13 protein-coding genes are annotated in these 13651 nt (G+C 45.3%); all 13 read right to left on the minus strand.

Annotated elements, in window-relative coordinates; all coding sequences use genetic code 11:
• Positions 1 to 5: 5 nt before the first annotated feature.
• On the minus strand, positions 6 to 1337 hold the full coding sequence (locus tag ACLROL_RS05465; protein WP_087202827.1) for a dihydroorotase: 1332 nt from the start codon (positions 1335 to 1337) through the stop codon (positions 6 to 8).
• Between the two features lie 128 nt (positions 1338 to 1465).
• Complete coding sequence (locus ACLROL_RS05470) at positions 1466 to 2662, minus strand: S41 family peptidase (protein ID WP_318256997.1); 1197 nt, start codon at positions 2660 to 2662, stop codon at positions 1466 to 1468.
• 27 nt (positions 2663 to 2689) lie between these two features.
• On the minus strand, positions 2690 to 3907 hold the full coding sequence (locus tag ACLROL_RS05475) for a murein hydrolase activator EnvC family protein (protein WP_087202829.1): 1218 nt from the start codon (positions 3905 to 3907) through the stop codon (positions 2690 to 2692).
• A 20-nt stretch (positions 3908 to 3927) separates the two neighbouring features.
• Positions 3928 to 4836: a permease-like cell division protein FtsX gene (gene ftsX / locus ACLROL_RS05480; protein WP_087211980.1), complete on the minus strand. Its 909-nt coding sequence runs from the start codon at positions 4834 to 4836 to the stop codon at positions 3928 to 3930.
• Positions 4826 to 5512 (minus strand): cell division ATP-binding protein FtsE, encoded by a 687-nt coding sequence (gene ftsE, locus ACLROL_RS05485; protein WP_087202833.1) that lies wholly within the window; start codon positions 5510 to 5512, stop codon positions 4826 to 4828. Before ftsE ends, ftsX begins: the two co-directional genes overlap by 11 nt.
• A gap of 47 nt (positions 5513 to 5559) precedes the next feature.
• Positions 5560 to 6648 (minus strand): PucR family transcriptional regulator, encoded by a 1089-nt coding sequence (locus ACLROL_RS05490; protein ID WP_413067448.1) that lies wholly within the window; start codon positions 6646 to 6648, stop codon positions 5560 to 5562.
• Between the two features lie 213 nt (positions 6649 to 6861).
• Complete coding sequence (locus ACLROL_RS05495) at positions 6862 to 7539, minus strand: WecB/TagA/CpsF family glycosyltransferase (RefSeq protein WP_087211977.1); 678 nt, start codon at positions 7537 to 7539, stop codon at positions 6862 to 6864.
• A gap of 141 nt (positions 7540 to 7680) precedes the next feature.
• Positions 7681 to 7875 carry a small, acid-soluble spore protein, alpha/beta type gene (locus ACLROL_RS05500; RefSeq protein ID WP_087202838.1) on the minus strand — a complete coding sequence of 65 codons (195 nt, stop codon included), beginning with the start codon at positions 7873 to 7875 and terminating at the stop codon, positions 7681 to 7683.
• Positions 7876 to 7925: 50 nt separating this feature from the next.
• Positions 7926 to 8123, minus strand: a complete 198-nt coding sequence (locus ACLROL_RS05505) for a PspC domain-containing protein (protein ID WP_087202840.1) — start codon at positions 8121 to 8123, stop codon at positions 7926 to 7928.
• Between the two features lie 27 nt (positions 8124 to 8150).
• Positions 8151 to 9302: a DUF1700 domain-containing protein gene (locus ACLROL_RS05510; protein ID WP_087202842.1), complete on the minus strand. Its 1152-nt coding sequence runs from the start codon at positions 9300 to 9302 to the stop codon at positions 8151 to 8153.
• Positions 9299 to 9622 (minus strand): PadR family transcriptional regulator, encoded by a 324-nt coding sequence (locus ACLROL_RS05515; protein WP_087202844.1) that lies wholly within the window; start codon positions 9620 to 9622, stop codon positions 9299 to 9301. The genes ACLROL_RS05510 and ACLROL_RS05515 overlap by 4 nt, the downstream gene beginning before the upstream one ends.
• A 187-nt stretch (positions 9623 to 9809) precedes the next feature.
• Positions 9810 to 10076, minus strand: a complete 267-nt coding sequence (locus ACLROL_RS05520; protein WP_087202845.1) for a DUF1294 domain-containing protein — start codon at positions 10074 to 10076, stop codon at positions 9810 to 9812.
• A gap of 9 nt (positions 10077 to 10085) precedes the next feature.
• Entirely contained in the window at positions 10086 to 13649 is a 3564-nt protein-coding gene (gene addA, locus ACLROL_RS05525; RefSeq protein ID WP_413067449.1) for a helicase-exonuclease AddAB subunit AddA, read from the minus strand.
• Between the last annotated feature and the right edge of the window lie 2 nt (positions 13650 to 13651).

The raw sequence follows: 13651 nt of genomic DNA on the forward strand, positions 1-13651 counted from the left end.
CTCTCCTATTCGTTGTATGCTTCGTTTTGGTATACGAGTTTTCCGTCTACAAGTGTGTATTTGACATCCCCTTTTACTTTCCATCCGTCAAATGGCGTATTCTTTCCCATAGACCGGAAGGTATCTGTGTCGATCTCGTACTCCCTTGACGGGTCGAACACGACAATGTCTGCTGCCTTTCCTTCTGAAACGGAACCTTTGTCATCAAAGCCGAGGATCTTGGCAGGTGCAAGACTCATTCTCTCTGCCATCTGCATCGGCGTGAGTATCCCTGTTTCCACAAGTTCCGTATAAGTCAGAGACGCACTTGTCTCAAGTCCGACGATGCCAAATGCAGCCTTTCTCATCGGAACATTTTTTTCTTCCTCGCTGTGCGGAGCATGGTCAGTGGAAATGGCATCCATGATCCCTTCTTTGAGTCCCTGGCGCAGCGCTTCCACATCTTTTGTTTCCCGAAGCGGAGGATTCATCTTGAATCTTCCATTGTCCTCTGTGATATCATCCGCCGTCAAGGTAAAATGATGCGGGCAGACTTCTGCCGTCACAGAAATACCTTCTTCTTTTGCCATCCGCATCAGGTCTACGGTTCCTTTCGTGGAACAGTGGCATAGATGCAGGTGTACTCCGGTATCTTTTGCCAGAAAGATATCCCTTGCAGTGATGATATCCTCCACGGAATTGGTAATTCCCGGAAGGCCAAGTTCTTCCGAACGGCTGCATTTGTTCATGACTCCGTCTTCCCCGGTGTCCGGATCTTTCCGAAGGTCGATCTCCTCACAGTGAGCAAACACTTTGAGTCCATATTTTGCGGCAAGCTTCATCGCTTCCCGGTAGATAGCAGATCCCATGACGGATTTTCCATCCTCGGAAACCGCGATGCATCCAGCCTCCGCCATACCTTTCAGATCCGCCAGTTCTTTTCCTTCTTCCCCTACTGTGATAGCTCCAAGCTGGATGATGTGCACAGGCGATTCTTCCTTTGCCCTCCTGTGTACCTCTTCCACCTTTTCTTTCGTGTCAATGACAGGTTTCGTGTTCGGCATAGCACACATCGTCGTCACTCCGCCTCTGGCTGCTGCCTCCCCTCCTGTCTTCAGCGTTTCCTTATATGTCAGTCCCGGGTCTCTGAGATGCACGTGCAGATCAATAAATCCTGGCATGACATAGCATCCTTTTGCATCCAGCTTCTGCACATCCTCCTGTCCTTTCAGACTATCGTGTATCTCTGTGTCTGTTCCCACTTTTTCGATCCTGGATCCGCTTACCAGGACATCGCACACCTTATCAGTCCCAGTCAGCGGATCCAACACATGTCCGTTTTGAATCCATGTTTTCATCGTGTTCACTTTCCTTTCTGTATATATGCACACACCCGAAGGCTCAGTTACACATTCTTAGTCCAGTCTATTTTACCATAGGAAGCAAAAAAAAGGAATGAAAAATATCATTCCTTTTCTATATCCATTTATTTGATTTCTCCTTTTATGACATCGAGCGCTTTTTCCAGCTGGTTATCTGTTCCGTTCTCTGCCTTTTCATATTCCACTTCAACATCCGGAGTGATTCCTTTTTTGTGGATGCTTCTGCCGTCCGGCGTGAAATACTGTGCCGTCGTCAGCTTAACACTCGATCCGTCCCGAAGCGGAAAGATCGTCTGTACGATTCCTTTGCCAAACGTCTTTGTGCCGACGATCGTCCCGACTTCATAGTCCTGCACTGCCCCGGTAAAAATCTCGGAAGCACTTGCACTGTTTCCATTTACGAGAACAGCTAACGGCTTTGTAAACTGATGCTCTTCATCGGATTTTTCCGTGTCAATCCGTTTTCCATTCTTATCCTCCGTGTAGACGATCGTCCCTTCCGGCAGGATGAGATCCAGAATCTCACAGACGGTAGTCAGATTGCCGCCCGGATTGTCTCTGAGATCCACCACAAGCCCTTTCATTCCTTGTTCTTCCAGCTCGGAAAGGCCATCCTGAAACTGTTTATATGTGACGTTGTCAAACTCACTTATCTTAAGATATCCGATCCCATCGTCCTTCATCTCCGCCGTGACCGTATGGTTTTCCACGATCCCCCGCGTGATCTCAAGTTCTACTTTGTTTGATTCCCGAAGTACAGTAATGGTAACTTTCGTACCTTCTTCTCCTTTTACTTTTGAAACTACATCGGACAGGGGTTCCTCTTCAAGCGCTTCTCCGTCTATGGCGTAGAATATGTCCCCTTTTTTCATTCCGGCCTTTTTTGCAGGAGAGTCCTCGTACACTTCCTCTACCTTTATTTCCCCTGTCTCCGAATCCTGACTCATAAGGGCCCCTATTCCCGCATATTCCCCTTCCGATGACTGGAACAGCTCTTTTGTCTCTTCCTGGTTATAGTACGCGGAATACGGATCTCCGAGAGAAGCGACATACCCTTTTAGGGACATATCCTGCTGTGTGTTTTCCTTGATATCTTCCGGATAAAGATACTGGCTCTCAATAAGCCTTTCCAGCTGCTGTGCCTTTCTGGCTGTACCGGAACTGATAGCTCCTGTATAGATACTGATCTTTCCTGCCAATATAAGCCCTGTAAAAATCAATACACACGCCAAAAACGCGGCAAGGGCGCCATAAAGCGCCCCTTTTACAAATGTTCTTTTATGTCTGATCTGATTCATCATGTCTGTCCATTCCTGTTCTGCCACAATTTATAAATAATTCATCGGGTCTACCGGCACACCGTTTACATGGACTTCATAGTGAAGATGAGGTCCTGTCACAATGCCTGTCGCACCGACTGCCGCAATATTCTGTCCTCTGGACACTTTCTGTCCCTGAGTCACATAAACCGCACTGCAGTGCTGATACCATGTCTGCATTCCGTTTCCATGGTTGATAACTACATAATTTCCTCTTGCGCTGTTGTAAGCGGAAGTGACGACCGTGCCATCCGCTGAAGCGTAAATCGGTGTCCCTGTTGCAGCTCCAAAATCGACACCATCATGGCGTGACGTCGCCCCTTCTGTCGGAGCTTCTCTGTATCCGAATCCACTTGTGATCCTCGGGTTTGCAACCGGGTAGGATAAAGTTCCATTTCCAGACACGTGGGATCCTCCTCCACCGCTTCCGCCGGAACCGGATGAACCGCTGTTTCCGGAATTTGCGGAACCGCCTCCATTGGACGGTTTATTCTGAGACTGCTGTTTGTCTTTTGCAGCTTCTTCTGCAGCTTTCTTTGCTGCCGCTGCCTCTTCCTGCCGTCTCTTGGCTTCCTGCGCCTCTTTGATCAACTGCTGAAGTTTTGCAGCATTTTCTCCGATCTGTGTTTCCAGACTTGCAATCTCCACCTGCTTTTCCTGAAGCAGTTTGTTTACGTTATCCTTCTTCTGTATCAAATCATTTTGAAGTGTTTTCAGCTCTTCCTCTTCTTTCTGAAGAGCTTTTTCTTTCTTCTCCACTTCTTTTGTGAGATTCTCATATTTCTCCAGCATTTCTCTGTCATACTCAGAGATCGTCTTTACGTACTCTGCCTTATTCAGGAGATCTCCCATACTCTTGGCGCTGAACAGAACTTCGATAAGGCTCGTATTTCCGTTCTCATACATATATTTTATGCGCAGTTTCATTGCTTCATACTGATCATTTTCCTGAATCTGTGCTTTTACAAGCTCATCCTGCGCAGTTTTTATCTCATCTTGCTTTGCCGTCAGTTTCTTTTCAGCATCTTCCATATCACTCACAACCTGGTTCAGCTGTGCGGAAAGAGAATTCTTTTCATTTTCCGCCGTATTTTTTTGTTGTTCAAGCTGCTGTCCTTTCTGCTGTGCATCTGAGATGGAGTCTGCGTGAACCGGAACTACGAGACTCAACGTCAGGAAACCGGACATGGCCGCTGCCGCAATGCGTCTGACTCGTCGTTTTTCCATCTTCTTTTGTCCTCCCGGGACTATGCCCTTAAATGTTTACGGATTGTTATGAAACTTCCAAGGAAACCGATACCTGCCCCCAGTACAAGGCCGATCGGCAGAAGCATATGGTAAACCTCTGAAACCGGAATAAAATCAATGATATTGTTTAGAAGGCTGAAGCGTTCCATAATATAAGCCACCGCTTTGTTGTACATAAAATAGAGAAGTACAAGCGGGATGATTGCTCCGAGGATTCCGATGATCAGACCTTCTATGACAAATGGAGCCCGGACAAATCCATCCTTTGCTCCGATGTATTTCATGATCGCAATTTCTTCCCTTCGGACCGTAACCCCCATGGTAACTGTATTGCTGATCAAAAATACGGATACAGCAAGCAAGATTACGATGATGGCGATGGAGACATACCAGATCAGTTTGTTTAACTTCGTCAAAGTCTTTGCCACCACATCCGACTTATTGACATTGCTTACGCCGTCCATCTCCTGAGCGTGTTCAACGATATCCTGCTGTTTGGATACATCGTCCATGTATACTTCATAGTGATTGGAATTGACAAGCGGATTGTCGTCTGCAAACCCTTCCGCCGCCTCCTCGCTGCCTTTAAAGTAGTCTTTCTGGAATTCTTCCCACGCTTGTTCTCCGGTCACATATTCGACTCTGTGGACTCCTTCTTCCTTCTTGAGCGCCTCCCCGACTGCATTGATCTGGTCATCCGGGGTGCCTTCCTCGAAGAATACCGTGATCGCAACACCCTGCTCTGCTTTCTTGACCATATAATTAAAGTTCATGACAATGGAAAAGAAAAGCCCGAACACAAAAATACATGCCGCCATCGTGGCGATCGAAGCCAGCGAAAACAGTTTGTTGCGGAAGATATTCTTGACTCCCTGTTTCGTTGAATATCCTACTGTACTAATTTTCATTATTATACCCACCTTTTTTCTCGTCGCTTACAATGACCCCTTTTTTCATTGTGATAACGCGCTTCTTCATCTCGTTTACAATCTCCTGATTGTGCGTAACGACAAGTACCGTCGTCCCTCTGTCATTTGCCTCTTCCAACAGCTTCATGATCTCCCATGAATTTGTCGGGTCAAGGTTACCTGTCGGCTCATCCGCCAGGAGGATCGCCGGCTCATTGACAATCGCCCTCGCGATCGCAACCCTCTGCTGTTCTCCTCCTGAAAGCTCTTTCGGAAATGCTTTGTATTTCTGGGCAAGTCCTACAAGAGACAATGCTGCCGGTACTTTCTGCTTGATAATACGAGGCGAAGTCTCCGTTACGCGGAGTGCAAATGCTATGTTCTCATAAATATTTCTGTCTTTCAGAAGTCGGAAATCCTGAAACACAACCCCGAGATGCCGTCTGTACTCCGGAATTTTTCGGTGTTTCAGCCGGTTCAGGTTCTGGCCGTTGACGATGATGCTTCCACTCGTCGGATCCAACTCCTTCATAAGCAGACGGATCAGTGTGGATTTCCCGGAACCACTGTCCCCTACGATAAACGCGAACTCTCCTTTTTCGATCTTTAAGTTCACGCCGTTAAGAGCAGCAATTCCCTTGGAATACTCTTTCGTCACTTCCTTAAATTCAATCATAAGTCTCCTCCTAGCTAATTACTGATACTCCATTTTCTGATTGTTGATTAATACTCAAGTGTCTCCATGTACTTCATGTATTTGACAACCATCAGGGCAATCTTAAATGTGATTGCATCCTCAAATACTCTAAGATCAAGACCTGTACTTTTCTGAAGCTTGTCAAGCCGATACACTAACGTGTTCCTGTGAATGTAAAGCTGGCGTGACGTCTCAGAGACATTCAGGCTGTTTTCAAAAAATTTATTGATTGTCGTAAGAGTCTCTTCGTCGAAATCATCCGGAGATTTACCCTCGAAAATTTCACGGATAAACATTTTGCACAGAGGGATCGGAAGCTGATAGATCAACCGTCCGATTCCAAGTGTACTGTATGCAATGATATCTTTCTCTTCAAAGAAAATCTTTCCTACATCAAGCGCAAGTTTTGCTTCTTTGTATGACTTTGACACTTCCTTGATATCGCCGACGATGGTACCGTAAGCGATATGGATCCCCTCTTCACCTTCTGATTTTAACATAGAAAGCATTTCCTGGGCAACCTTTTCCATCTCAGCGTACCCTTCTCCGGCTGCAAGTTCCTTTACCACGATAATGTTCTTTTCGTCCACAGCCGTGATAAAGTCTCTGGCTTTTCCGCCAAGAAGGCTCCTCACGCTGTCCAGTGCATTCGTGTCTTTATCATGAGAAGTCTCAATTATAAAGATAACACGTCTGACGTCTGTGTCAATATGCAATTTTTTCGCGCGGTTATAGATATCCACTAAAAGCAGGTTGTCAAGAAGCAGGTTTTTAATGAAATTGTCTTTGTCGAATCTCTCTTTATAGGCCACGAGAAGATTCTGGATCTGAAAAGCCGCGATCTTTCCAACCATGTAGACATCGTCGTTTCCACCATTTGCCAGAAGAATATATTCCAACTGATGTTCATCAAAGATCTTAAAAAACTGATACCCCTGAATAACCTGACTGTCCGCAGGGGATGCCACAAAAGAAAGCACTGCATTCTCGTAATCGCCGTTTTCCTGAAATGTTGATGCCAACACTTTCCCGTCGATATCCATGACACATAAATCGATCCTTGTTATCCCTTTCAATCCTTCAATCGTGTTTTGCAATATCTGATTTGATATCATCTGGACTCCTCTTTTCTTCTTTTTTTTTACAGCAATTTTCACAATCACTGTTTATGTTTTTTCCAAGATTCTAAATATACCTACGATATATACTAATATAAATCCACAAAAAAAGAAAGAGGAAATCATACTTTTTTATGCATTTCCTCTTTTTTCTATGCTTTTTTCATGTTTTTCCACTGTGCATTGTTACCAAAAGAAGCCCTTTTTTGTTCAGCTCTGCTCACGTTCTTTTCTCTTTATTTCTGACTTCAGCATCAGCTTCACAAATATATCCCATATTCTTTTTTTCTTTACATTCGTATGTCTGGTATTTTGGATACCTTCTCCGATCCCAAGCCACAGTCTGGCGTCCAAAAGATGGGCGCTTCTTTCCACAAAATCTTCCTGAAACGGCGACGGCAGGGCGGAAAGGACACACTCTGTCTCCGCGCCGTTGATCTTATTGATGATCATGTCATCGATCCCCGGTCTCTCTTCCACTGCCTCCATACCGGAAATTACCATGTTACGATAATATTTCTCGATATGTGCCTGAAACGCTTCCAGATTTTCCTGAGTTCTGGCAAGAAGAAAAACTTTTTTCTTTCCCTTATCCAGATAGCGCATGAACATCTTAAGAAAAAGGTTCGTCTCTGCTTCACGTATAAGCCTTCTGTCCTCCACATTGGATAATTCCAAAAGCGTCTTGTCTCCCACAACAAGAAGATCCATCTTTTCCAGTTTTTCTCTGAGATCTCCCGTCTCAACAAGTTCGATCACTGCCTGTCCTGCCAACACCTCGATCGTGTTGATCGGTTCCGTCTCCATATAGCGGATTGCCTCCTGCATAGCCGCCTTGGCCGTCAGGCTATCGATCAGCACCCCTAATACCTTAATTTTTTCACTCATAATACCACCTATATATTCCCAGCCGCACAATTATAGCAGAGACACATAGGAATTTCAACACATCTAACAAAACATTCATACTTGTTAACACTTTTGTAAAGCCAAAGATCATATGAAAACGCCTGTTTTGGGAACTGAATTCTATTGCCTGTCTTTCTCCTGTCTCCTTTTGTTCATCAGACCTCCGATCCTTCCCGTCTCTTTTGATGAAAGAGATTTCCACCCTTGTGTAAGTACCCTGTCCAAAAGTCCAAGCTCCTCCGCGATCTCGTATTTTACTTTTTCTTCTTTTGTCAGTTCATCCAGGTTAATCTTTTTTTCTTTTTTTGCAGTCATAAAAATACTCTCTCCTTTCCTGGAGAGAGTATTTCCATTCCTTTCCAATCTTATTCAACCTGATCCGGCATGATAACTGCAGCGATAAAGTATGCAAGCACTCCTGTTCCAAAGCTTGCGCACGAAAAGAGCACATAGGCAAGCCGCACGATAGTCGGATCGATATTGAAATATTCTGCCACCCCGCCGCACACTCCGCAAAGCATCCTGCTGTCTCTTGAGCGATACAATCTTTTTTTCGGTTCCATTCCTATTCCTCCTCTATGATTTCTGGTTTATTGTACAAATGTAAGTTCGATTCCACCAGCTGCACAATCCGCTTTCACTTTTTTCTGCGCATTGTTGTCGATCTTTCTTTTCCCGCCAAAACCGGCTATCTGTTCTTCTCTGTCAATACTGATACTTCCGGCACTGCAGTCCAGATCGTAATCATACTGTCTGCTGCAGCCCGAAAATTCCACACTCACGCCTCCAGCGCCGCATCTTATCAGAACTTTTTCCGGTGCATTGCCGCCAAGCATCGTAACTCCTCCGGCGCCACAGTCAATATCAATCTCTTCCGCTTTGAACCGATCCATCTTTACTGCCCCGGACCCCACATTGACTTTCATCTTTCTGCTGAGAATCTGTTCTGCATAAGCGCTCCCGGAGCCGACATTGATACATGTCTTGTCAAACTGAAAATCCCGCGGGAGAGAAATCCTGAGTGCTGATGTCGTATTGTCCGCAGGCCGTCCAAGCATTTTGTGTGAAGATGAATCTACGATGAGTTCTTCCTTATCCTGCCGGATATCGACCTCCGTCCTGTCATCGAGATTTTCTCCTTGGACCCACATCTCCTCTTTCAGATTCTCATCAATCTGGAAGTAGAGGTTCATGGATTTTACTTTTATGTTCAGCTTTTTGATCCCCTGGTACGCACCGAATGTCTTCATTCCTTCTTCTGAAGATGTTCTGGAGACCTTCTTCCCGCGAAGCAAAGAAAAAATCACAAAGAATGCGCAGAGGATTGCCAGAGCCCCAAACACAATCCCTCCGATAACCGGGACGACAACCGGAAAACCGACACAGATGATCAGAATGATCAACAGGATCTTAAGTGGTCTGCTCGTCCACGGCTTCTGATTTCTGTTCTGCTTTCTTTCCTCATTTGAATGCCGGCTTTGAGGCACCTTTCTCTCTTCGTACCTTGTCTGAGCATAACCAGTCTCCCGGTATTCACTGCCTCCATCTTCGCCTTGCAGTCCTTCCCTTATCATAAGCGCTACTTTCTCGGGACTTCCCAGTTCCTCTATGACACGCTCCTCATTTTCTTCTCCTGCATCGGCAAAATAATCTTCATAATACTGAATTGCCTCCTGTCTTTCTTCTTCGGAAAGATCGCCAAGAAGTTCTCTCAGTCTTTCTATAAATTCCTGACGATTCATTTTTTCATTCCTCCCTCAAATAGATCTGTGATCTTATTAGAATATCGAATCCACTCTGCCTTATATAGATTCAGCTGTGCCATCCCTCGCTCTGTCACTTTATAATATCTGCGGTTTCTTCCATCGAACTGTCTGTCATAGACTTCCAGACACTCATCTTTTTGAAGTCTCCGAAGCACAGGATACAGTGTGGACTCTGAGATTTCTATGGCTTTTCGTACGTCCTGTGTGATCTTATATCCGTACGTGCCTTCTTCTTCTCTCGATACAATGGCAAGGACGATCGCATCGAGAAGAGCTGCTCCGGTATTAAATACCATGATCTCACACCCTTCGTCTGTTTGTCATTCTGTAATATTGTTTTTATATCTATATAATATGTCGTATAATATTGTTGGTCAATGTATATCCATGGAAGAATTTCGAAATATTTTATTAATATACTCTTTTCCACAAAAATAGGGACCGGCAAATCAATTGCCAGTCCCCCGCAAACCGAAATCCTTTTTACCGGATGATCCAAAGAGCCACAGCTGCCTGCAGAATCAGAAATACCGGTACGAGAATCCGAAATTTCCATTTTTTCGTCTTGTGCCGGAAAACTTCCATTCCGACCAACGCCCCCAAAGCACCTCCAAAAAATGCACATAAGAGGAGCGCTGATTCTGAAACTCTCCACCTCTGGTGTTTTGCCTTCCACTTATCGATTCCATAGAGAGCAAATACAGCTATGTTCCACGCTGCCATCACAGCAATTCCGTATTCCCACTTCATCTGTTCCTCCTATACCCGTATCTCTTTTCGAAGAGCAAAGGAATAAATGATTTTTTCCTTTACTTTTTTTCCCAGGCTTTTTTCCAGAGCCTCCGCATAATAATCCAACTGAATACGGTACTTTTCTCTTAGTTCCTCTTCTTTTTTGACCCAGTCTGTTTTATAATCCAGCAGAACAATCTCCCCGTCTTCCTCAAAATAAAGATCGATGATTCCCTGTATCAGAATCGTCTCTTCGTTCCCTTCCGACACATCATAGATTCGACTGGCCGGAATTCCAAAGACAAATGGCTGCTCTTTTTTTAGTTTTCCTTCAAGAGCTGCTTTTCTGATGCGCCCGGCACATTCCGAGCCAAGAAATGTAAGGATCCCTTTTCTCCCGACTGCTTTTGCCGCCTCATCTGTAATTTTATTTTCTTTTACAAAAGATGCGATGGCGGTGTTGAGTTCTTTCTCCGTATATGTTGCTGTGAAGTCCAAAAGTTCCAGTATCCGATGGTAGGCTGTCCCCCTGGAAGCTCCCTCTACAGCCACTTCTTCCTTCATAAATGCCGGAATGATATCCTCCGGATCCTCTTTGTAGAGCTGCTCCCCGTCTGTCTCTTCCTTTGCTGTCTCCGGCTCATACGCTCTTCGTTTCAATTCCGACACCGTAAATTTTCTGCTCCATCCGCTCTCTTCCAGGTACGGATAGCAAAAGGAAAATGACTCCGAAAGTTTCTCTTTCATCTGTGAATCATACACAGTATGAATATCCATTGCTCGGATATCTTCCCTTGTGATCTGCTTTTGCACTTCTTCCAGACTGGTCTCCAGAAGAATCTCTTTTTCACTGATCACATCCATGCGAAGTGGAATTTCTTCCCCGTTTCGCTTCCTGTCTTCCAGGCGTACCATCGCCGGAAGAAGAAAGTCCAGATAAGTTCCTGCTGATGCAAGAGTTCCAAAAGAGAGTGGGAGTACTTCCCGTCTCCGGATCCGTTCATATTTTTGCAGACTTTCCGCCGCATCGCCCACGACACCTGTCATGATGAGTTTTTCCTTTGCCCTTGTGAGCGCCACATACAGCACCCGAAGTTCTTCGCCGAGATTTTCCAGCCGGATTTCTTTTTGAATAACTTTCTTTAAAAAGGAAGCTGTCTGCATCCGCTCTTTGAGATAAACTGCGTCAAGTCCAATTCCAAAATCCTGATGGATCACAACTTTTCTCGTAATATCCTGAAGATTGAACCTCTTTCCCATCCCGGCTGCGATTACGACAGGAAATTCCAGTCCTTTACTCTTGTGGATACTCATGATCCGGACAGTGTCTGCATTTTCGTCCATTGTGATGGCTTCCCCGTAGTCGATATCGTATTTTTTCAGCTGCTCTATATAACGGATAAAGTGAAAAAGACCTTTGTAGCTGGAGCTTTCAAAAGCCTTCGCTTTTTCTATCAGCATATCCAGGTTGGCGCTCCGCTGGATCCCTCCCGGCATGGCGAGAATATGATCCCTGTATCCTGTTTCTGTCACAATCTCTTCCAGAAGCTCATGCATGGCTGTATACGGAACTTTTTCCCGAAATCTTCTCAGCATATCGTAAAATTCCTGCAGTTTCTTGTTTTCATGTTCCTGTCTGTATCGTGACACTGCCTCATGGTATGGAAGATTTGGGTAGGCCAGGCGGATCTGTGCCAGCTCCTCATCTGTCATCTTTCCAAAAACAGACGTAAGCACTGCCGTAAGCGGCAGATCCTGCTTTTCGTTGTCCAGCACCCGAAGATAATCAAGCAGAAGTCCGATCTCCCTCGTCTTGAAATATCCTTCTTTTGTCCCACTGTATGTGGGAATTCCCTGTTCGCTCAACACTTTGGCAAACACGTCGCTCCATCCCTGGAGACTTCTGAGAAGGATCACAATATCTTTGTAGGAAGCATTTCGGTATCGTCCGGTCTCTTTATCTTTGACCTGCCCATGCTTTACGATATCCTTGATTTTCGCCGCCACAGCTCTTGCCTCCAGCTCTCTTGCCGGAAGCTCTTCCCCTTCTTCTATGAGAAGCAGTTCGGTTTCGCAATCTTTCGCCTCTTCGAAAGTGGCTCCCACATACAGGGCCGCATTTTCATCGTACTGAATTTTCCCAAGTTCTTTTGTCATAATTTGATAAAACAGAAAATTGACCGCATCAAGTACTTCTCTTCTGCTTCGGAAATTTTTATGCAGATCGATCCGCTGTTCCTTTCCGTCTTCCATGGAATAGGACTCATATTTCTCCATAAAAAGTTCCGGTCTGGACAATCGGAAACTGTAGATACTCTGCTTTACATCTCCTACCATGAATACATTGTACTGCCCTCTTTTCATCCTGGAAATCTGCATCAGCAATGTCTCCTGAATGAGATTGCTGTCCTGGTATTCGTCGATCATGACTTCCTCGAATCTGTTCCGGAATTCGTCTGCCACCTCTTCATGTTCCAGGATTCTCAGTGCATACTGTTCCATATCACTGAAATCGATCATGTTCCGTTCTTGCTTCTTTTCTTCAAATGCCCTTGCAAAAAGAATCGTCAGCCGAACAAGCTCACGGGCCACAGGGGCGGCCATCTCCATATCCTTTTGGAGCTCCATGGCCGGCTCCTGAAAATACTGTTCTTTCAGACTGGATATTTCTTTTTTGACCTGATCCCTTAATTTTTTTACAAGCTCTGCCTTTTCTTCCGACACAGACGGATCCCTGTTGGATGGAAGGCGATCAAATTTCAATCCTGCCATTTTTTTCTGAAGTTCCGTGAATCCGTCGGCAGAAGAAAAATCCCGGATCTTGCCGATATCGGAATCAATAACCTTTTCATATACCGCCGGCCCATCTGCTTCCTGGCAGACAGACTTGGCAAACAGGAGGCTTTCCTCCATATCTTCCAGATACTTGCACGTATTCTTTGCCGCACACTGCACAAACGAAAGTTCATCCCATTTGCAGGTTCCTGCTTTCTCATAGCTTATCGCACACTGTTCAAGCCACTCCTCCGGTTTTGGATTGCTCCTTGAAAATTCGTAGAGTTCAAAGATCAGCTCTTCCAGTTTTTTGTCATCTCTTCCGGGAGCCATGGCTTCGGCAAAAAACAGGAATGGCTCTGAATCTTCCTCATACGCTTTCTCCAAAAGTTCTTCCATGACTTCCTGCATGAGAAGTTTTCGTTCTCCTTCCTCAGCTGTCCGAAATCCCGGCTCCAGATCGATCGTATGGAAATAGTCTTTGATGACGGAAAGACAGAAACTGTGGATCGTTGTGATCTGCGCATGGTGGATCATTGTCGCCTGACGCTGCAAATGTACATTTTCCGGATCCTCTTCCAGCTTTTTCTCGATGGCCCCTCGGATCCTCTCTTTCATCTCCGCCGCTGCCGCCTCAGTAAATGTAACGACCAAAAGCCGATCCACGTCCAGAGGGCTCTTTTCATCCGTAAGCCTCGTTATGATTCTCTCCACGAGTACTGCCGTCTTGCCCGAACCTGCTGCTGCGGAGACTAAAATATTTCTATTTCTCAGAGAAATAACCTGCTGCTGCTCTTTTGTCCATGACACTCCCATCT

The organism is Sellimonas sp. (assembly GCF_047234585.1).
In the GTDB taxonomy this organism is placed as follows: domain Bacteria; phylum Bacillota; class Clostridia; order Lachnospirales; family Lachnospiraceae; genus Sellimonas; species Sellimonas caecigallum.